Below are 19806 nucleotides of genomic sequence, written 5' to 3' on the forward strand. Positions count from 1 at the left end.
GGAACAGCATGAAACGAGCCTTGATTATAGCAGTACAAGTGGCTGGTTTATATGGGCTGTATGGGATCGGCGTGTGGCTGCAGCATTGGTTTCATTTGCCGATTCCGGGCAGCATCATCGGGATGCTGTTGTTGTTTTTCCTGTTGATGTCAGGCGTCGTCAAAGAGCGCTGGCTTGGTGACGGAGCCCAGTTTCTGTTGTCGTATTTACCACTTTTATTTGTTCCGTCCACCGTTGGAATTGCGGATTACCTCTCCCTTTTTCAGGGAAGGGGCTTGCTGTCGATCGCGGTTGTGATGATAAGCACGGTAATGGTCATGACAGCAAGCGGTGCGATCGGGCAATGGCGAGCGAAAAAAGCCGAAAAAGAAACAGAAATTCATCAGGAGACAAAGGGGATGCATAGATAATGGAAAGAGCTGTCGACTTTATTTTATTAACCCTTGTTGTTTATGAAGTCATGAAAAAATTATATGTTCGCTTTTATACACCGTTTCTTTTGCCGATTGTTACGACTACAGGGACCCTCGTTGCGGTTTTGTTGTGGTTTCAGCTTCCATATCAAACCTATATGGAAGGAGGAAAATGGATTGGGCGATTGCTTGGTCCTGCTGTAGTCGCTCTTGCCTTTCCCCTTTACCATCATCGTCAGACGCTGAAGCGTCAATTTTGGCCTATTTTTCAGGCGGTTTGTGCAGGCGCCATGATCGCGATTGTAAGCGGAGCTTGTTTTTCGGTTTTGTTTCATCTGAATAAAAAGGTGTTGTTCTCTTTGCTTCCCAAATCCGTCACTTCGCCAATCGCCATGGATATTGCAAAGGAAATTGGCGGCATTCCGGCTTTAGCCGCTGTTTATGTGATGATTGCCGGGATTTTCGGAGCGGTATTTGGACCGCCTCTATTGCGGGCTTTGCAAATTACGCATCCGCTTGGTGTTGGAATTGCGCTTGGCTCCGCTTCTCATGGTGTTGGAACGGCTAAAGCGTTGGAAATCGGAAAGGAAGCAGCCGCGATAAGCTCGATTGCGATGACATTAAGTGCTATTTTAGCTGCTTTCCTTTGTCCATTATTTGTTTCTGTTTTATTATAGAAAGATAGAAAAAGAAACTGATGAGTTCGGGGGTTGCTTGTGTGGGACAATTAATCAAGCTTCAAGATTATATTTCAAGATATGAAAACGATGTATACCGCTATGCGAGTGAATTCATCCGTCTCAAGAAAAAGCAATGGGAGAATGTGAAGGAACAATGGGAAAGTGGAGAAGCAAGCCAAAATGTCTCAGACAATGAATCGTGGGAATGGCTCGAGGAGAAGCGCTCTATTTTCCAAACAGTCAAAGGATGGTTCCAAAGTTCGGAATGGAAACAGGAAGAGGAAGTAAAAACAACCCCTTCCCCTGAGGACGATTTTATTTCCTCAGTCTTTATCACAGAGCCTAAAACCATTGATGATCTAAAACTGCTATTTCTCGATACATTATTCCAATTGCAAATGAAATGGGCAAGCTCAACTTTGAAATACGAATCAGTGATTGAGAAAAAATTTTATTATGAAGAGCCGCTTAAATATTTTCTACAACGCTTTCCTGATACGTATTTATGTTTATATAAGCCCGTAGTTTTAGTGAAAAACGCTCCTGTCGAATTAGATGTGATTTTATTGAGCCCGACTGCCACATGGTGTATTACATTGGCGGAAGGAGAAATCATGGTTGGCTCGGCGGAACGATTTTGGAAAGAAATTGCCGGAGAAAATGAAAAAAAGCTGTTGAATCCGCTTCTTTCTCTGCGGAGAATGGAAAAAATTATTTCGGATTTATATAAGCGTTATCAAATCGAATTGCCCATTAAAAAGGTGGTTTTAAACCGCTCCGGTTATATTGACTACCGTTACGCACCGAGCGATGTGCAGTTCATTGATAAACGAAGCTATGAACAGTGGTTTGCTTCATTGCGAGGATTGACCGCTCCTCTTAAGCACGTTCAGTTGAAAGCGGCCGCTCATTTATTGCAGCACTGCTATAGCCATTATTACGAGCGGGAGTGGGAAAAAGAAGACGAGCAGCTTTAAGGGGATGTTGGAGTTTTCAGCAGCGAAAGGAAAAAATAGAGCGTGTACGAGGTCTTTTCCTCCTTGATCCTCAAAACAAATGAAAAAATGGGTTTATTCATATTGGGAGGTGCCAATTTGTTAACTGTTCATCGAACGTTTGAAGCGTATTTAGATGCGATGACGGTGATTACGATTTTAGTCCCGAAGTCGTATCATTCTGGAATGGTCGGAAATTTTATTATCGAAAAGCCAAATGGGGAACGATGTCAGCTTCAAGTGGCAAAGCGAGAAGATTTATGGACGAGTATTAAGTATGAATGTATGATCGATTTTGCTGTCGAGATCGGGCAGAGATATCTTATTTATGATGATCACGGTGCTTTTACCGATTTGCAAATCGGGGCAGTCATTCGCACCGCGGAATTTGATGAACAGTTTTATTACGAAGGGAATGACCTTGGTATCACCTATACTCCAGAAGCAACCACTTTTAAGCTTTGGGCTCCCACGGCGACGGAGGTGAAGGTGAAATTGCTCGATGAGGCGGAAGGAAAGCAGGAGCAAATTCCGCTGCAGCGCATGGAAAAGGGAGTATGGATGACTACAGTTTCCGGAGACCTTGAAGGAAGATATTATACGTTTTTAGTATGTGTGAACCTTGTTTGGCGCGAGGCTGTTGATCCATACGCAATGGCTGTTTCAGTCAATGGAGAGTACGGGGTTGTCGTCGATTTGACGAAAACAAATGTGCCGAAGTCAACGCTGCCGCCGCTATCGTCCCCGACGGATGCGATTATTTATGAAGTGCATATTCGCGATTTTACCATTCACGGAGATAGCGGGGTGGCTCACAAAGGGTTATATTTAGGCCTTGCTGAGCTCGGAACAAGCGGGCCAAATAATACAACTACAGGCCTTTCCTATTTAGCGAAGCTAGGAGTAACGCATGTAGAGCTGCTTCCATTTAACGATTTTGCTGGAGTAGATGAAAAAGACCCGCTGAAGGAATACAACTGGGGCTATAACCCGCTGCATTATAACGCTCCTGAAGGGAGCTATGCCACTAATCCGTTTGATCCATATGCGCGGATTCAGGAGCTGAAACAAGCGATCCGTGCTTTGCAGGCACAGGGAATTCGCGTGATTATGGATGCTGTTTATAATCATGTCTATATTCGCGAGCAGTCATCATTTGAAAAAATTGTCCCTGGTTATTATTTTCGACATGATCTATATGGAATGCCATCCAATGGAACAGGAGTGGGGAATGACATAGCATCGGAACGACGGATGGTGCGAAAATTTATTGTTGACTCTGTGCGTTTTTGGCTGACTGAGTATGGGGTGGACGGATTTCGTTTTGACTTAATGGGAGTTTTAGATATAGAGACGATGAGAGAAGTAGAGGCCGTCGTCCATGCGCTCGATCCGTCCGCACTTTTGCTTGGCGAGGGATGGGATTTGCCGACCCCTCTTCCTGCTGAGCAAAAAGCTACGATGAACAACGCTGACAAGCTGCCTTGTATTGCGTATTTTAATGACAGATTTCGCGATCATGTCAAAGGAAGTACCTTTGCTATTCATGAAAAGGGGTTTGCATTAGGAAATATGGCTTTCCGTGAGCAAGCGATGCGAGCGATCCAAGGCAATGTGCGAATTAAAAAAGAAGCAGGGATGTTTCTGAACCCAACGCAAGCGGTCAATTATGTTGAATCACATGATAATCACACGTTCTGGGATAAAATGAGCGTGTCCAATGCGGATGAAAGTGAAGAGATTCGTCAGAAACGGCAAAAGCTGGCCACCGCTTTTGTTATTCTCTCGCAAGGCATTCCGTTTTTGCATAGCGGCCAAGAATTTTATCGGACGAAGCAAGGGATAGAAAACAGCTATAATGCTCCGGATGCCATTAACCAGCTTGATTGGAGGCAAAAAAGCCTGTATGAGAAGGATGTGCGGTATGTTGCAGGATTGATTCAACTGCGCAAGCTTCATCGGGCTTTCCGCTTTTCAACGTCTGCCGAAATCGAAAAACATCTTCGATTGGTTGAAGCGACTCCGCCATCTGTCATTGCTTATCATCTTCAATCCGTGCAAGAATATGGGCCATGGAGCGATATTTTGGTCATTCATCATAATCAAGAAGCAACAGAGCGCTTACCCCTTCCGGATGAGGAGGAATGGCATGTCGTGTGCGATCACACAGCGAGCGGAACGACTCCTTTATACACCGTGAAACAAGAGATTGAAGTCCAGGGAATCAGTACGTTTGTTCTTACGAAAATGACTGACTTGACGAAAAAAGCAAATCACATATAAAATCTAGTAAGACAGCTATTGTCTGAAAATAAAACATCAGGTGATTGCTGTCTCTTATTTTTTATGAGTTGAAGGTGAACTTCGTTGGAACAGTTACTGGGAAAGGAGTGGGATATCACTCCGGCTGGTGGGGCTACTGGAGATGCATATGTTGCTGAACATAATGGAAAAAAATTATTTTTGAAGCGTAATTCTTCTCCCTTTCTTGCTGTTTTGTCCGCAGAAGGAATCGTTCCGAAGCTTGTCTGGACAAAGCGAATGGAAAACGGAGATGTAATTACAGCCCAGCAATGGCTAGACGGGAGAGAGCTTAAACCGCATGATATGGGAAGCGAGCAAGTAGCGAATTTATTGCGGAAAATTCATCGCTCTCAAGATTTGCTGGAAATGTTAAAACGATTAGGAAAAAAACCGCTGTCGCCGCAAATGATGATGGAACAGCTGCGATCCATGTTAACCGGATGGAGCGACGAGCCTCTTGTCAAGCAAGCGTTTGCGTGGCTCGAGGAGAAGCTTCCTTCGATTCGATGTAATGAATGGGCAGTTTGCCATTGCGATATGAACCATAATAATTGGCTGCTTGCTGATGATGGCCAGCTTTATTTAATCGATTGGGACGAGGCGATGATCGCCGATCCAGCCATCGATATCGGAATGCTTTTATATTGGTATATTCCGGAGGAAAAATGGGAAGAATGGCTTCACTTTTATGGAGTGGAGCTGACCGATGATTTAGGTGTGCGCATGAAATGGTATGCAGTTGTACAGACGTTGCAGACGCTTAGTTGGCAAAAAGAAAAATGCGCAGAAAAAGAAATGCAGCAATCCCTGCATTTCCTTCAAACGATATTAATTTCTAAGTAAGCTGGTCCACCCATTCCGATAACTGCTGTTGATACGAGGAAATGTGAGAATCAAGATTGGGGCTGTTCTTTCCTGCTTGTCCATAATGGTAAATGGAAGGCAAAACATTTTTTACATGTGACCCGACTTGTTCATTTCCCATTAAAGATTTGACAAGCCTTTCAATTTGTTCGCATTCTGCTATCGTACCGCAGCAATCGGTTTGGTGATTGGATAAAATATCTTTTAATACGGTCATTTGATCGTTATGGTTTAAAGGCATACGCACTCATCCTTTTTTTCTTACTATGTGCGGACCATTTCGGTTTTATACAATTCTCAAGCAGTCGTTGCCGCGACTGTTTTTCTTTATGATCTCAGAATTTAGAAAAAGCAAGGCGCCATCTAGCTTCAAGCGCCATCGGCGGACTCTTTCTTTTTGATCTTGCACACTGATCGGTATTCATGATATTGTTGACAACGATGATAAAAAAACAGAGGTGTTGGCATGCGTTTACGTAACAAACCTTGGGCGAAGGAGAAAATTTCTGCTTATCCGCAATATGTGGTTCCAAACCCAGAGCAATACAAAGGAAAATGGCATGAATTATTTGGAAATCATCATCCCATCCATATTGAAATTGGAACGGGAAAAGGTCAGTTTATTACAGGAATGGCTAAGGAGAACCCAGAGATTAATTACATTGGGATTGAGCTGTATGAAAGTGTGATTGTATCTGCTCTCGATAAATTAATCGAAAACGATCTGCCGAATTTGCGTCTGTTGAATGTCAACGCCAAAGATTTGGCTAGTTTTTTTGAAAATGGCGAGGTAGAACGAATTTATTTAAACTTTTCTGATCCTTGGCCGAAAAAACGCCATGAAAAAAGAAGGTTAACTCATCATTCCTTTCTTGAATTATATGAACAAATCTTAGTATCTGAAGGGGAAATCCATTTCAAGACAGACAACCAAGGGTTGTTCGAGTATTCCCTTATGAGCTTCTCACAATATGGCTTGCTCCTGACATATGTCAGTTTGGACCTTCATCATAGCGATTTTTCCGGAAATATGATGACAGAATATGAAGAAAAGTTTGCGGCCAAGGGCAATCGAATTTATCGCTGTGAAGTAAAGTATCGGGCAAAATAATGATAAGGCTGTCTTTCGAAAGATCGAGGCAGCCTTATTTTTTATTTTCGAAAAATTCACCGAAATGTTACACTATAAATGGAGGTGATGGGAAATGGAAAGATTAAAGGTGGGAAATGTGCAAATTACATGGTTAAACGGAGGGGTGACTCATTTAGATGGAGGAGCGATGTTTGGGGTTGTTCCGAAGCCGCTCTGGTCAAAAAAGTATCCATGCAATGACAACAATCAAATTGAATTGCGGACCGATCCGCTTCTTTTGCAAGTGGCTAACAAAAATATTTTAATCGACTCTGGCGTCGGCAATGGAAAGCTTACGGATAAGCAGAAGCGCAACTTTGGCGTGACGGAAGAGTCAAGCATTGAGAAGTCGCTTCATGAATTGGGATTGACCCCAAATGATGTCGATTTTGTTTTGATGACACATATGCATTTTGATCATGCTTGCGGGCTAACGAAACGGCAAGGAAATCAGTTTGCTTCCGTTTTTCCAAACGCTCAAATTGTGACATCACAAGTGGAATGGAACGAAATGAGGGAGCCTAATATTCGTTCACGCAATACATATTGGAAAGAAAATTGGGAAGCGATCGCTGAACAAGTGGTCACGTTTGCCGAGGAAATAGAAATTGTTTCAGAAATTAAAATGATCCATACAGGAGGCCATAGCGACGGCCATTCGATCATTCACATCGAATCTGAAGGAGAACGGCTCGTTCACTTAGCGGATTTAATGCCGACACATGCTCATCAAAACGTACTATGGGTGTTAGCGTACGATGACTATCCGATGACATCCATTGCTCAAAAGCAAAAATGGATTCCATATGCGGTGGATCAACAAGCGTGGCTGAGTTTTTATCATGACGCTTACTATCGAGCCATCAAATGGAATGAAGCAGGTGAAATGATCGCGAGCGTTGCGCGAGAACGTGAAAAAGAGAAGGCATCTCGATAGGAGAGATTCGCTGTGGTAGACAAAGTTCATGTTTACTTTGTCTACCACTATTTTAACTGTCATCAATGGATGGCCACTTTTTCGTATCAGAATGGCTTGAAGATGCTTGACAGACAAGGAACGAAGCCGATCGAGGCCGGCGGCATAGCATAAAAGCATTTGTTAACAGTCTGAGACATCTCGAAAGGAGATGTCCTTCATTTCTTTTCATGAAAGTCTGTATGTGTCAATAATGGTTCCCGTGTAGGCGTCGATGAAAACTTCATACTGTTCATTCTCACGGCAAATGCCGCCTTTATATACTTTATAAACAAGCCCGTTTTTTTCGTATGTCTCTGGTTCGCTCTGAATCCACGAACCACTAATGGGAGCAGAGCGTTGAAAAGCGGCTTTCGCCAACGAGAGAGCCTTCTCTGAGGAAATGAATGTGCGTGCGCGCATGGCTTGGACAGCATAAGCAGCTGCGAATCCGGCAGCGGCGCCTGCGAAAAATGTTTTCCATCTCATTTTTTCCCCTCCTCAATCATGGTCTTTTATTTAGTATACCTGATTTTTCAAAAAAATGTGGGAAAAGTGGAAAGTATATGAGTTGTTCGCTAAAATAAAAAGGACATAAGAAAAAGGGGTTAGGAACATATGAATGTAGAAACGCTTCAGCTGTTCAAAACATTAACAGAACTGCCGGGAGCACCGGGTAATGAGCGTTTTGTTCGGCAATTTATGAAAAAGGAACTACAGAAATATGCAGATGAAGTCGTACAAGATCGGCTTGGCGGTATTTTTGGTGTCAAACGCGGCGATGTAAACGGGCCTATTGTCATGGTTGCTGGTCATATGGACGAAGTGGGATTTATGGTAACGGCTATTACTGCTAATGGAATGATCCGTTTTCAGCCGTTGGGCGGATGGTGGAACCAAGTACTGCTGGCACAACGGGTACAAATTATCACAGAGCATGGGCCAGTAATTGGTGTTATTGGATCTGTTCCGCCGCATTTGCTTGGAGAGGAACAGCGAAATAAACCAATGGATATCAAAAATATGCTTATTGATATCGGGGCGGATGATCGGAAGGATGCGGAACGCATGGGGATACGGCCGGGCCAGCAAATTGTGCCGATTTGTCCATTTACCCCAATGGAAAATCCGAAGAAAATTTTGGCGAAGGCTTGGGATAATCGATATGGCTGCGGGCTGGCCATTGAGCTGTTAAAAGAATTAAACAATGAGGAATTGCCTAACGTTTTGTACTCTGGGGCAACCGTGCAAGAAGAGGTAGGAATGCGCGGTGCACAAACAGCAGCCCAAATGATTCAGCCGCATATCTTTTTCGCATTGGATGCCAGCCCGGCCAATGACATGACAGGAGATCGAAAGGAATTTGGGCATCTCGGAAAAGGGGCGCTTGTCCGCATCTATGATCGTTCGATGATTATGAGTCCGAGAATGCGTGAATTTGTTCTCGATACAGCTGAAACGCATCGCATTCCGTATCAGTTTTTTATTTCTCCGGGAGCTACAGATGCTGGGAGAGTACATATTGCCAACAGCGGCATTCCTTCAGCTGTTATTGGCATTTGTTCTCGTTATATTCATTCCCATGCTTCCATTATTCATGTCGATGATTATGCCGCAGCTAAACAGCTATTAATAGAGTTAGTGAAACAATGTGATCAGTCGACAGTGGAGTCCATTCGTCAAGCAAACTGAGGGGGGAGTCTTCATGAGGCTTCTCTTTTTCCGTGAAAGGGGGATGACATGATGAGAATTGCCGTCGGTACAACGAATCAAGCAAAGGTAGCCGCTGTCGAAGCTATTTTTTTCAATGAGCGCCATGTAATTGTACCAACAAAGGTTGATTCTGCTGTAGCTGCCCAACCTTTTTCTGATGAAGAAACAAGAGCAGGGGCGATCAATCGGGCGAAGCATGCGCTTGAGAAAGAGAAGGCAGATATCGCCATTGGTCTTGAAGGAGGAGTTGTTGAGGCGGATAGCCAATTGTGGGTGTGCAATTGGGGGGCTTTAGTTGATCGGAATGGCATGGTTGTTTCCGCTGGGGGAGCACGCATTCCTTTGCCGCTGGAGGTGGCAGAAGGAGTATGGAGCGGCCGTGAGCTTGGCGAGGTGATGGAAGCCTATACTGGTCAGCAAAATATCCGCCAAAAAGAAGGGGCCATCGGTATTTTTACACATGGCTACGTGAATCGGACCGAAATGTTTAGCCATATTGTTAAATTGTTGAGAGGACAGTATGAGTTTTGGACGAAAAATGGAGTAATAAAGGAGGAGAAATCATGAATACGGTTAAAACAGCTAAAGAATACCAAACAATCAAACAGGAAAAGAAGGCTATTTTCGTTTTTTCAGCAGAATGGTGCCCTGATTGCCGATTTATCGAACCGTTTTTGCCGGAAATTGAACAACAGTTTTCTGACTACGAATTTTATTATATTGATCGTGACCAGCTTTTAGATGTGTGTACCGATGAAAATATTTTTGGCATTCCAAGCTTTGTCGCTTACGATCGTGGAAAGGAACTTGGACGGTTTGTCAGCAAGGATAGAAAGACAAAAGAGGAAATTGAGCAATTCATTCAAGGATTGCAGTAAAGGAGCCCTAAATGCAAATGGATAGTAAACAAATGGCGAAAGAAATTGAAAAACGGCTAGCGCGTGAAGATTGGACATTTCAGTTTGACAGCAAAAAGGATACGCTTCGCATTGAAGACTCGCAAACCAAGAAAGGTGTCACCGTTTCGTTGCCAGGCATTATTGCGAAATGGCAGGAAAAGCAGGAGGAAGCGCTTCAGGAGGTTGTCTATTATATTGAACAAGCGCTCCATACAATGCATGAAGCCCATACGCTGTCGGGGAAAGAAAAGGACATTTATCCGGTAATCCGTTCTACCTCGTTTCCTACAGAAACAAAAGACGGGATTCCGCTGATTTACGAGGAGCATACGGCTGAAACACGGATCTACTACGCGCTCGATTTAGGAAACACGTATCGTCTGATTGACAAAACGCTGATTGAGCAGGAAAATTGGGATGTCCATCAAATCAAGGAGATTGCCCGCTTTAACATCCGGTCTTTAGAGACTCCTGTCAAAGAAGATGAAGTGGCAGGAAATCGTTTTTATTTTGTGAACACAAACGATGGCTATGATGCGAGCCGAATTTTAAACGATCGTTTTTTAGAAGAAATGGCCCAAAAAATCACCGGAACGATGGTGCTGGCTGTGCCTCATCAGGACGTTTTGGTGGTTGCCGACATCCAAAACGAAACAGGATATGATGTGCTTGCCCAGCTGACAATGAGCTTTTTTGCAAGCGGCCATGTGCCGGTAACTGCTCTATCATTTTTATATGAAAATGGCGAATTGGAACCAGTTTTTATATTAGGGAAAAATAAGGGAAAACAATAGTCGGAAAGAAAGGAAGAGGTGCAATGAACGTATTTTATAATCGAGAAGGCATTGGCGATGTGTTGCTTATTTCTTTAAGGACGATGAACCCAGAAAGCCGCGCATTTGAAAAAAAGGGCGATATTGTTCGCATCTTTGACGAAACGACGAACGAAACAGTAGGATACAATATTTTTAACGTTTCTCACCATTACTCTTTTGAAGAAAATGCAGCGGTGGAGGTAGACGAGCAGTTAATTGAGGCCATCAATGAGCTTTTAGAGAAAAATGGCTTTACGGAATTCATTGAAGCTGATTTTTCACCCAAATTTGTTGTCGGATATGTGAAAGAAAAACAAAAACATCCTAATGCGGATAAATTAAGCGTATGCCAAGTGGATGTTGGCTCAGAAGTGCTACAAATTGTTTGCGGAGCACCGAATGTGGATGCTGGGCAAAAGGTGGTAGTAGCTAAAATTGGCGCGGTTATGCCGAGCGGCCTTGTCATTAAAGAAGCTGAATTGCGCGGTGTCCCTTCTTACGGAATGATTTGTTCCGCCCGCGAGCTTGAATTGCCAAACGCTCCGCAAGAAAAAGGGATTTTAGTTTTGTCTGATGATTATCAAGTTGGACAAGCTTTTACAAAATAATGTTATTTAACATTTATCTGAAAGAAGTTTTCCACTTCTAAGTTTTGCGAAGCTGAACGACAATGGGAGATCGCCAACGGATAGGATCTTCTATCGTTCAAACGGACCCCTTCGGAACGAAGGAAAGCGAACACGCACAAGTCGCTTGAAGTTCCCACCTTTAAGCGAAGCATCGGTGGAGGGCAGTTTATTTCAGTCACTAGGCATCCTTCTAGTGACTTTTTTTTTATAATTGGTAAAATAGAGAGTTGAAAAGAGAATAGAAAGAGTGAATTCTAGATGAAATGGTTAAAACGGCTTGTTCGTTATTTGTTGCAGGAAGAGGATAGGCAGCCGCCGATTGAGCGGAAAGAACAGCCCATCGAGAAAACAGCTGCTGAACTCGATGTGAAAGTGACTTATCAGTATCCAACTGGAAAGTTTCGGTTTCCGTTGATTCCTGATGAAGCGTCAACGCGTCGTAAAAGAAGCAGCAAAACGTATGATGAAGCAGAAGAAAGACAAGAAAGAAGAGAAAAGCCGAGAAGGGAACCTGAAAGTCCTGCGGTGGAAAAGCGTCCTTTCCGACCTTCAGAAGTACCTTCGCCGATTTACGGTTATAAAGGACGACCGCAGCCAATGCAGCCGGAAAAGTGGGATAGTGAGACGGAACTCCCTGAGGAGAAGCAGGATTCGCTTTTGAGCCATCATCTGGACCTCCCTATTACATACATCATGGATCTGCCTGATGAAAAAGAGCATGGAAGCGAGAAAGAAGAGGAGCCGATCGGACATCAGCCGTCGCTTGGGGAATCATTAGCTTTAAGCGATGAAGAGGAGGCACAGCCCTATGCTATTGAAGAAGTGGCGGATAGTGAGGAGGCACAGCTTCTTGATGTTCCCCCATCAGAGGAGCAAGACGGAAGACCGTCAGAAGAGGAGAAGGAAGCGAAGACAGAGGAGCAAAATGCGGAAGCGTCTTTATCGAACGAACCACAAGAAAAACAAGCGCCGACACAGCGCCCGTCTTCTCGCATTCCGTATAATGTCATGATGCTCAAGCAGGATCGGGAAAAATGGGAGGCACGAAAAAAAGAGAAAAAACAAGGGGAACCCGCTTACCGTTTTCCGCAGCTTGAATTGCTGCAGCCCCCGTTGGAGCAAAAAGAGAATGATAAAGAATGGATGGATCATCAATGTGCCCAGCTTAATGAGACGTTTGCCAATTTCAATGTGGGAGCCAAAGTGGTGCATGTAGCTCAAGGGCCGACCGTAACAAGATTTGAAGTGCAGCCGGCACCGGGGGTGAAGGTGAACAAAATTACAAGCTTATCCGATGATATTAAACTAAGTCTAGCAGCAAAAGATATTCGCATCGAAGCGCCGATTCCTGGAAAAAGCACGATTGGGATTGAAGTGCCGAACGCTCAAAGCCGTCCAGTATTGATCCGTGAAATTTTGCAAAGTGAAGCTTTTAGAGCAAGTTCTTCGCCACTGACGGTTGCGCTCGGCCTGGATTTATCGGGGATGCCAATGGTGACAGACTTAAAGAAAATGCCGCATGGGTTAATTGCCGGGGCAACGGGTTCAGGAAAAAGCGTCTGCATCAATGCCATGCTTGTCAGTTTGCTTTATAAAGCGGCGCCTCATGAAGTAAAATTATTATTAATTGATCCAAAAATGGTGGAGCTGGCTCCATATAATGACATCCCGCATCTTGTCAGTCCGGTGGTGACCGATGTCAAAGCAGCGACAGGAGCATTAAAGTGGGCAGTTGAAGAAATGGAGCGGCGGTACAGCTTGTTTGCTCACACTGGAGTAAGGGATATTCAAAAATATAATGAGCTGGTGAGAAGAGAGCAGACACCAGAGCACCATCTTCCGTATATCGTCATTATCATTGATGAGCTAGCGGATTTAATGATGGTTGCCCCAACAGATGTCGAGGAAGCCATTTGCCGGATTGCCCAAAAAGCGAGAGCATGCGGAATCCATTTAATCGTGGCGACACAGCGCCCATCTGTTGATGTCATTACAGGCTTAATTAAAGCAAACATTCCGACAAGAATCGCCTTTTCTGTTTCTTCTCAAGTCGATTCCCGGACCATCATTGATACAAACGGGGCCGAAAAGCTGCTTGGACGTGGCGATATGCTGTTTTTAGAGAATGGGACATCGAAAACGGTGCGCATACAAGGAAATTTTGTGTCCGATGAGGAGATCGAGCGAGTGGTGTCCCATGTGAAGCAGCAAATGTCCCCAGCTTATTTATTCGAACAGGATGATTTTTTAAAACAGGCGTCTTTATCAAACGAAGAGGATGAACTGTTTTATGAAGCATGCGAATTTGTTGTACAGCAAGGAGGAGCGTCTACCTCAAGCTTGCAGCGCCGTTTCCGCATCGGTTATAACCGTGCGGCGCGACTGATGGAGATGATGGAGGAGCAGGGAATCATTTCGGAGGCGCGAGGCAGTAAACCGCGTGATGTATTGATTACGGAAGAAGAGTTGGCTCATTTGCAAGAAGGTCATATGATATGATTGACTATATAGCAGATGGATTTTTTGACAGCGTCCATGCGAAGCAGTAAGGAAAGGGGGATTTTCCCTTTTCCTTACGGGGTGTCAGTTTTTCTATTGGTGTTCGTATCACGGTGTGACATAATTCATATCGGCTATATAAATTAGAGCAGGCGAGGGAGCAGAATATGAAGGAAATTGAATTGAAATTACAGGGAAAAATTAAGAGATTAACCAACCAGACATTCAAGTTTGATGAGCGTATTCGCGATGGCTGGTTTTCCGCTGTCTATTTTTTGAAAACGAGGGAAATCGTGCGCGAATTTTGCCCAGATAACATCGTCACCATGCAATTTTTCCAAAAAGAGCATGCGGTGCTGTGCGGCACGGATGAAGTGATTGCACTCGTTAAAACTTTTGCCGATGAGCCGGAAAAATTAGAAATTTACTCGCTAAAAGACGGAGACAAAATAAGTCCGTTTGAAACGGTGCTCACCATTACGGGGCCTTATCAAAATTTTGGCTATCTGGAAGGGATTATTGACGGTATTTTGGCGCGCCGCACATCGGTAGCGACAAACGTATATAACGTTGTAAAAGCGGCTGCGCTTTCTGGAGTGCAAAAACCGATTATTTTTATGGGGGATCGTGATGACCATTATACGCAACAAGCTGGCGATGGTTATGCCGCTTTTATCGGCGGTTCTACGGCCCAAGCGACTCATGCGATGAATGAATGGTGGGGCAAGCAAGGGATGGGAACGATGCCTCATGCGCTGATTCAATTGTTTGATGGGGATGTCGTAGCGGCCGCGAAGGCGTATTATGCGAAGTATCCAGAGGATGATTTAGTTGTTCTTGTCGATTATAATAATGACTGTATTACAGATGCGCTTCGTGTAGCTAGGGAATTTGGCGATAAATTAAAAGGAGTGCGTGTCGATACATCACGTACGATGATCGATCAATATTTTATCCGTCATCCGGAAGTGCTGGGGACGTTCGATCCGCGCGGGGTGAATCCTCCGCTTATTTTTGCGCTGCGGGAAGCATTGGACCGCGAAGGATTTGAACATGTTAAAATTGTGGTAAGCGGCGGATTTAATGAACAGCGCATTATCGAATTTGAACAACAGGGGGTTCCTGTTGATATGTATGGAGTAGGGAGCAGCCTGTTAAAAATTCATATTGGCTTTACAGGAGATAACGTACTGTTAAACGGCAAGCATCAAGCTAAGGCAGGGCGGCGATATCGCCCCAATCCTCGTTTAGAAAAAGTAGAGTAAAGGCAATACAATATAGGAAAGCGGGGAAAACTGATAGAGAGGGAACTACTATCAGTTTTCCTTTTTCATCATAGTCTTTGACGAAAAACAGTGATATAATGATGAAATGTGAGAATACATATAGCAGGCAAATGACAAATCTATAGGAGCATCATATACTGTGTTACAGAGGAAAGTGTCGCTTGATTCTGCAAAGAAGATGAGCAGAATCAAACAGCGATCATGCTCGAACCAGACCAATCGGTTCCGTATTGAGCCGATTTTTATGGCGTAAAGGTTCAGACAGACGATTGTTGGAGGTCTTCGATATGACTGTTTACCATTTCGTGGGCATTAAAGGAACAGGAATGAGCGCGTTAGCACAAATTCTTCATGATATGAAGTATATTGTTCAAGGATCAGATGTTGAAAAGCGTTTTTTTACACAAAGAGCGCTAGAAGAGCGGGGAATTCCCATTTTTCCGTTTAGCAGGGAGAACATTCGCCCTGGCTGTACAGTGATTGCTGGAAATGCATTTGCGGATACGCATGAAGAAATTCAAGCGGCACATGAATTAGGGGTTCCTGTTATTCGTTATCATCGATTTTTGGGCGATTTTTTGCAAAAATTCACAAGTGTTGCCGTGACAGGAGCACATGGGAAAACATCGACGACAGGGCTGTTGGCTCATGTGATGCAAGGAGCGAAACCGACCTCGTATTTAATTGGGGATGGAACTGGAAAAGGAGTAGAAGGAAGCCAATATTTTGTGTTTGAAGCTTGCGAATATCGGCGTCACTTTTTATCGTATTTCCCTGATTATGCGATTATGACGAACATTGACTTTGATCATCCAGATTATTTTGCGAATATTGATGATGTATTTGCCGCTTTTCAGGAGATGGCGATGCAGGTGAAAAAGGGGATTATTGCATGCGGGGATGACGAGTATTTGCAAAAAATTCAAGCGAAGGTCCCGGTTTTGTTTTATGGCTTTGGCGATGACAACGATTTTCAGGCGCGCAATATCGTGAAAACGACAGAAGGAACTTCGTTTGATGTATTTGTTCGCAATACGTTTTTTGCTTCATTTGAAATCCCGCGTTTTGGCGATCATAATGTGCTCAATGCGTTGGCGGTCATTGCCCTTTGCCATTATGAAGAAATTGATGTGCGCATTATTCAAGAACGTTTAAAAACGTTCCAAGGAGTGAAGCGGCGGTTTAGTGAAAAAGAGATCGGCGATCAAATTTTGATTGACGACTATGCTCATCATCCGCGAGAAATTGTGGCAACGCTTGATGCGGCAAGACAAAAATATCCGAATCGTGAAATTGTTGCGATCTTTCAGCCACACACCTATACAAGAACGCAAACCTTTTTGCAAGAGTTTGCTGAGAGCCTTCAGCAAGCGGATCAGGTGTATTTGTGCGATATTTTTGGCTCTGCCCGTGAGCATCAGGGACAGCTGTCGATTTATGATTTGCAAGCGAAAATTCCACATGCTCGCCTGATTACAGAAGACGATACATCGGTATTAAAGCAGCATGCGCGTGCGGTGCTGGTATTTATGGGAGCCGGAGATATTCAAAAGTTTCAAGAGGCATATGAGCAAACCGTTCATTCATAGCACCGAGAGCTCATTCTAGGTGCTTTTCTTCTGCTTGAAGAAGAGGGGAGCCGATTCATTCAATGAATCGGCTCTTTGTATTACACCTTATTTGAGATTTTCCGGATTTAGCGCTTCAAGCTCCGGTATGACGAAGCGCCCGTCTTTGCGGATTAACACTCCATCAAAATAAATTTCACCGCCGCCGTATTCTGGACGTTGAATCATCACCATGTCCCAGTGAATGGTGGAATGATTGCCGTTGTATGCATCATCATAGCACTGTCCCGGAGTGAAATGAAAGCTTCCGTCAATTTTTTCGTCAAATAAAATATCCTGCATCGGGTGCTGGATGTATGGATTGACGCCGATGGCAAACTCACCGATATAGCGTGCGCCTTCATCTGTATCGAAAATTTGATTAATTCGTTCTGTATCGTTAGCCGTTGCTTCCGTGATTTGGCCATCTTTAAACGTTAGCTTGACGTTTTCAAATGTAAAGCCATGGTAAGGAGACGGCGTATTGAACGAAATAGTGCCATTGACAGAATCACGAACAGGAGCCGTGTATACTTCGCCATCTGGAATGTTCATCTGTCCAGAGCATTTAATGGCTGGAATATCCTTAATAGAGAAGGACAAGTCAGTTCCTGGTCCTGTAATGCGCACTTGATCGGTTTTGTTCATTAAATCGACGAGCGCATCCATTGCTCGATCCATTTTGCTATAGTCAAGATTGCACACATTAAAATAAAAATCTTCAAATGCTTCGGTGCTCATTTTTGCCAACTGAGCCATCGATGGGCTTGGATAACGGAGCACCACCCATTTTGTTTTGGGAACACGAATATCGCGATGCACTTTTTGCATGACGGTTTTGCCATGAAGCCGCATTTTATCATCAGGAATATCAGCAAATTCGTTAATATTGTCACCGGCCCGAAGCCCGATATAAGCGTCCATTTGCGCCATGATGCTTGCTTCGAAGTCGGCCATCATTTGAAATTGCTCCTCTTGTGCACCGAGTAAAAGAGCTCGATCAATTTGATGATCCTTTAACAATACAAACGGATATCCTCCAGCAGCATAGGCTTCCCGGACGAGAGCGATGACAAATTCGCGCTGAAGCCCGAAGTTTTCAATTAATACTTTTTCTCCCTTTTGCAGGCGAACCGAGTATTGAATTAGAGTTTTGGCTAATTGCTCAATGCGTGGATCTTTCATTTATGCTTCCTCCCATTCGAATCGATTGATTTTGGCATTGGTGATCATGCCGTTGCTTGAGAAATGCAGAATTGCCAAGGATAAACCTGAGCGTCTTCTATCTCATGGCCAGCATAGCACGGAACCTGCCGTTTGTCGCAACCAGACAAACATAGGGGAACATGGGCGTCCCGTTTGTCTTCTTTGATTCACCAACAAGCTTTACCTACTATGTATACAAAATTATTGTATCCTATTTTGCCCAATTTGTTGAATAGAATAGCTGTCACTTGATATGTTTACCAGCTGTATGATAGAGTGAGGGCCGTTTTAGGTGGGCGAAACAAGCTGCTCTACGGAACCATAAATGGATCAAACGTCTTGACTCCAACCTTCGTCACGTGAATGCGTGTGGGAAGGCAAGTCACAAAACTTTTTCGATCGTGGATGTTTACTGATCCTGTTTGTCTCATCTTTGATGGAGCAGTCTAGGGATGTACGCCATTTTTCGACAGTTGTTTGTTCGAACGCAAAGACGCGTTACCAATGTGGCGAGAAATGTTCATTCATTGATTTGGTGTGTATGCTTGCGCCATGTTCCTGTCTGTTAAAATTTCAAATTATATAGAATGTTAGAGGAGGAATTTGTCGATAAGAAGTCGAATAGTCTCTTTAAAGAAAGGTTGCATTGAGGAGGAAAAAATGTGGAAATCATTTTATATTTAAGCGTAGCATTGGTTGCGATTGCCTTTTTCATTTTAGTTGTGTATTTAGTTAAAACATTGAAAAGAGTGCAGGATACATTGCAAAGCTTGACGAAAACAATCGAAGGAATGGAAAAGCAAGTGAATGAAATCGGGACGGAAACCTCTCAACTATTGCATAAAACGAATGCGGTAGCTGATGATGTACAGAAAAAAATGGAGAGTTTAAACAGGCTATTTGACACCGTCAAACAGGTAGGAGCGACGATCCAAACGTTTAACGATTCTTTAGCTAAACAGTTGTCGAGCAATGAGCAAAAAGTCATTCAAGCGGTGCAATGGGGAAATGCTTTTTTAGAAATATGGGGAAAATGGAAAAGAAGAAAAAAAACAAACTAAAAAGGAGGATGCAAGATGGGAAAAAATAACGGGAGTTTTTTGCTAGGAGCGATTGTTGGCGGGGTGGTTGGAGCTGCGACGGCCCTACTTTTCACAAGCGATAAGGGGAAAAAGTGGGTAGCAGAAATAAATGTGACAGGGAATTTGGAGCCAATTAAAACAAAGGCTACAGAATGGCTGGAAATTGCGAAAGAGAAAACAAAAGAGGTAGCTAAGAGAGTACCGGCAGCCAAAGACACGGAAAGCGACATGAATGAGCAGGAACATGAAGGAATTGAACTGGAGACAGAAGCGATCCGGATTCCAGTGGACAACAATAAAGAAGCAATTGACAGATTGTTGAAAGAAACAGAACAGGCATTGAGTGATGCGGAACAGAAAAAACAGCATCCAAATGAAGCGGAGTGAAAAATGTGGGAAAACAAAAGCTTGAAACAGTAGAACAATTTGAACCAATCGTTCAAGAAGTCAAACATTTTTTGTTATTGAAACATAGCCTAACGTGTCCGATAAGTCGAGCGGCTTTCGCGGAGTACGAGAAGTTTGTAGAGGATCATCCGGAAGTGGCCGCGTATTATTTATATGTGCAAGAAGCACGGCCACTTTCCAATTACATTGCTGAGACATTCAGCATAAAGCATGAATCGCCTCAAGCGTTGCTGTTTGCAAACGGCTCTGTTAAATGGCACACCTCGCATTGGAGCATTACGTACGATGAACTGAAGCGGCAAATTATAGGCTGATCCCC

Annotated in this window: 22 protein-coding genes; 19 read left to right on the plus strand and 3 right to left on the minus strand. The window is 43.7% G+C overall.

The window, feature by feature from the left end; translation table 11 throughout:
* Positions 1 to 8: 8 nt before the first annotated feature.
* From B6A27_RS10095 to B6A27_RS10115, 5 genes are all read left to right on the plus strand, one after another.
* Positions 9 to 410, plus strand: a complete 402-nt coding sequence (locus B6A27_RS10095; RefSeq protein WP_080862044.1) for a CidA/LrgA family protein — start codon at positions 9 to 11, stop codon at positions 408 to 410.
* A complete protein-coding gene (locus tag B6A27_RS10100; protein ID WP_080862045.1) occupies positions 410 to 1090 on the plus strand; it encodes an LrgB family protein in 681 nt (226 codons plus the stop codon). The genes B6A27_RS10095 and B6A27_RS10100 overlap by 1 nt, the downstream gene beginning before the upstream one ends.
* A gap of 41 nt (positions 1091 to 1131) precedes the next feature.
* Positions 1132 to 2070: a nuclease-related domain-containing protein gene (locus B6A27_RS10105; RefSeq protein ID WP_080862046.1), complete on the plus strand. Its 939-nt coding sequence runs from the start codon at positions 1132 to 1134 to the stop codon at positions 2068 to 2070.
* A 117-nt stretch (positions 2071 to 2187) separates the two neighbouring features.
* Positions 2188 to 4371 (plus strand): type I pullulanase, encoded by a 2184-nt coding sequence (gene pulA, locus B6A27_RS10110; protein ID WP_080862047.1) that lies wholly within the window; start codon positions 2188 to 2190, stop codon positions 4369 to 4371.
* Between the two features lie 84 nt (positions 4372 to 4455).
* Positions 4456 to 5235 (plus strand): phosphotransferase family protein, encoded by a 780-nt coding sequence (locus tag B6A27_RS10115; RefSeq protein WP_066150118.1) that lies wholly within the window; start codon positions 4456 to 4458, stop codon positions 5233 to 5235.
* Here the strand turns inward: B6A27_RS10115 and B6A27_RS10120 are convergent.
* Positions 5228 to 5497 carry a YtzH-like family protein gene (locus tag B6A27_RS10120; RefSeq protein ID WP_066150122.1) on the minus strand — a complete coding sequence of 90 codons (270 nt, stop codon included), beginning with the start codon at positions 5495 to 5497 and terminating at the stop codon, positions 5228 to 5230. The genes B6A27_RS10115 and B6A27_RS10120 overlap by 8 nt on opposite strands.
* A gap of 225 nt (positions 5498 to 5722) precedes the next feature.
* On the opposite strand from B6A27_RS10120, the gene trmB reads away from it, so the two are divergent.
* The 3 genes from trmB to B6A27_RS18650 all read left to right on the plus strand — a co-directional run bounded on the left by trmB (position 5723) and on the right by B6A27_RS18650 (position 7478).
* Positions 5723 to 6367 carry a tRNA (guanosine(46)-N7)-methyltransferase TrmB gene (gene trmB, locus B6A27_RS10125; protein ID WP_066150125.1) on the plus strand — a complete coding sequence of 215 codons (645 nt, stop codon included), beginning with the start codon at positions 5723 to 5725 and terminating at the stop codon, positions 6365 to 6367.
* Between the two features lie 94 nt (positions 6368 to 6461).
* On the plus strand, positions 6462 to 7325 hold the full coding sequence (locus B6A27_RS10130) for a YtnP family quorum-quenching lactonase (RefSeq protein ID WP_066150128.1): 864 nt from the start codon (positions 6462 to 6464) through the stop codon (positions 7323 to 7325).
* 12 nt (positions 7326 to 7337) lie between these two features.
* Positions 7338 to 7478 carry a hypothetical protein gene (locus tag B6A27_RS18650; RefSeq protein ID WP_161491041.1) on the plus strand — a complete coding sequence of 47 codons (141 nt, stop codon included), beginning with the start codon at positions 7338 to 7340 and terminating at the stop codon, positions 7476 to 7478.
* 54 nt (positions 7479 to 7532) lie between these two features.
* Here the strand turns inward: B6A27_RS18650 and B6A27_RS10135 are convergent, their stop codons facing one another.
* A complete protein-coding gene (locus B6A27_RS10135; RefSeq protein WP_066150131.1) occupies positions 7533 to 7832 on the minus strand; it encodes a PepSY domain-containing protein in 300 nt (99 codons plus the stop codon).
* Positions 7833 to 7961: 129 nt separating this feature from the next.
* Between B6A27_RS10135 and B6A27_RS10140 the strand changes: the two genes are divergently transcribed.
* The 8 genes from B6A27_RS10140 to murC all read left to right on the plus strand — a co-directional run bounded on the left by B6A27_RS10140 (position 7962) and on the right by murC (position 16773).
* A complete protein-coding gene (locus B6A27_RS10140; RefSeq protein WP_044745893.1) occupies positions 7962 to 9035 on the plus strand; it encodes a M42 family metallopeptidase in 1074 nt (357 codons plus the stop codon).
* 48 nt (positions 9036 to 9083) lie between these two features.
* Complete coding sequence (locus tag B6A27_RS10145) at positions 9084 to 9623, plus strand: DUF84 family protein (RefSeq protein WP_044745894.1); 540 nt, start codon at positions 9084 to 9086, stop codon at positions 9621 to 9623.
* On the plus strand, positions 9620 to 9934 hold the full coding sequence (locus tag B6A27_RS10150) for a thioredoxin family protein (protein ID WP_080862048.1): 315 nt from the start codon (positions 9620 to 9622) through the stop codon (positions 9932 to 9934). Before B6A27_RS10145 ends, B6A27_RS10150 begins: the two co-directional genes overlap by 4 nt.
* Positions 9935 to 9951: 17 nt before the next feature.
* On the plus strand, positions 9952 to 10749 hold the full coding sequence (locus B6A27_RS10155; RefSeq protein WP_080862147.1) for a DUF1444 domain-containing protein: 798 nt from the start codon (positions 9952 to 9954) through the stop codon (positions 10747 to 10749).
* A 23-nt stretch (positions 10750 to 10772) separates the two neighbouring features.
* Positions 10773 to 11378 (plus strand): YtpR family tRNA-binding protein, encoded by a 606-nt coding sequence (gene ytpR / locus B6A27_RS10160; RefSeq protein ID WP_044745896.1) that lies wholly within the window; start codon positions 10773 to 10775, stop codon positions 11376 to 11378.
* A gap of 279 nt (positions 11379 to 11657) precedes the next feature.
* Entirely contained in the window at positions 11658 to 13898 is a 2241-nt protein-coding gene (locus B6A27_RS10165; protein WP_080862049.1) for a DNA translocase FtsK, read from the plus strand.
* A gap of 167 nt (positions 13899 to 14065) precedes the next feature.
* Positions 14066 to 15163 carry a nicotinate phosphoribosyltransferase gene (locus tag B6A27_RS10170; RefSeq protein WP_066150138.1) on the plus strand — a complete coding sequence of 366 codons (1098 nt, stop codon included), beginning with the start codon at positions 14066 to 14068 and terminating at the stop codon, positions 15161 to 15163.
* 308 nt (positions 15164 to 15471) lie between these two features.
* On the plus strand, positions 15472 to 16773 hold the full coding sequence (gene murC / locus B6A27_RS10175; protein WP_080862050.1) for a UDP-N-acetylmuramate--L-alanine ligase: 1302 nt from the start codon (positions 15472 to 15474) through the stop codon (positions 16771 to 16773).
* An 87-nt stretch (positions 16774 to 16860) separates the two neighbouring features.
* Here the strand turns inward: murC and B6A27_RS10180 are convergent, their stop codons facing one another.
* Complete coding sequence (locus tag B6A27_RS10180) at positions 16861 to 17976, minus strand: aminopeptidase (protein ID WP_066150141.1); 1116 nt, start codon at positions 17974 to 17976, stop codon at positions 16861 to 16863.
* Positions 17977 to 18659: 683 nt separating this feature from the next.
* Here B6A27_RS10180 and B6A27_RS10185 point away from each other — a divergent pair.
* From B6A27_RS10185 to ytxJ, 3 genes are read left to right on the plus strand one after another with little or no spacing between them, the layout of a single operon-like run.
* Complete coding sequence (locus B6A27_RS10185; protein WP_066150144.1) at positions 18660 to 19058, plus strand: DUF948 domain-containing protein; 399 nt, start codon at positions 18660 to 18662, stop codon at positions 19056 to 19058.
* 15 nt (positions 19059 to 19073) lie between these two features.
* Complete coding sequence (locus B6A27_RS10190) at positions 19074 to 19466, plus strand: YtxH domain-containing protein (protein WP_066150148.1); 393 nt, start codon at positions 19074 to 19076, stop codon at positions 19464 to 19466.
* 5 nt (positions 19467 to 19471) lie between these two features.
* On the plus strand, positions 19472 to 19801 hold the full coding sequence (ytxJ, locus tag B6A27_RS10195) for a bacillithiol system redox-active protein YtxJ (protein ID WP_066150151.1): 330 nt from the start codon (positions 19472 to 19474) through the stop codon (positions 19799 to 19801).
* Positions 19802 to 19806 lie beyond the last annotated feature (5 nt).

Origin of the sequence: Anoxybacillus sp. UARK-01, assembly GCF_002075365.1 — a bacterium.
GTDB lineage: Bacteria > Bacillota > Bacilli > Bacillales > Anoxybacillaceae > Anoxybacteroides > Anoxybacteroides rupiense.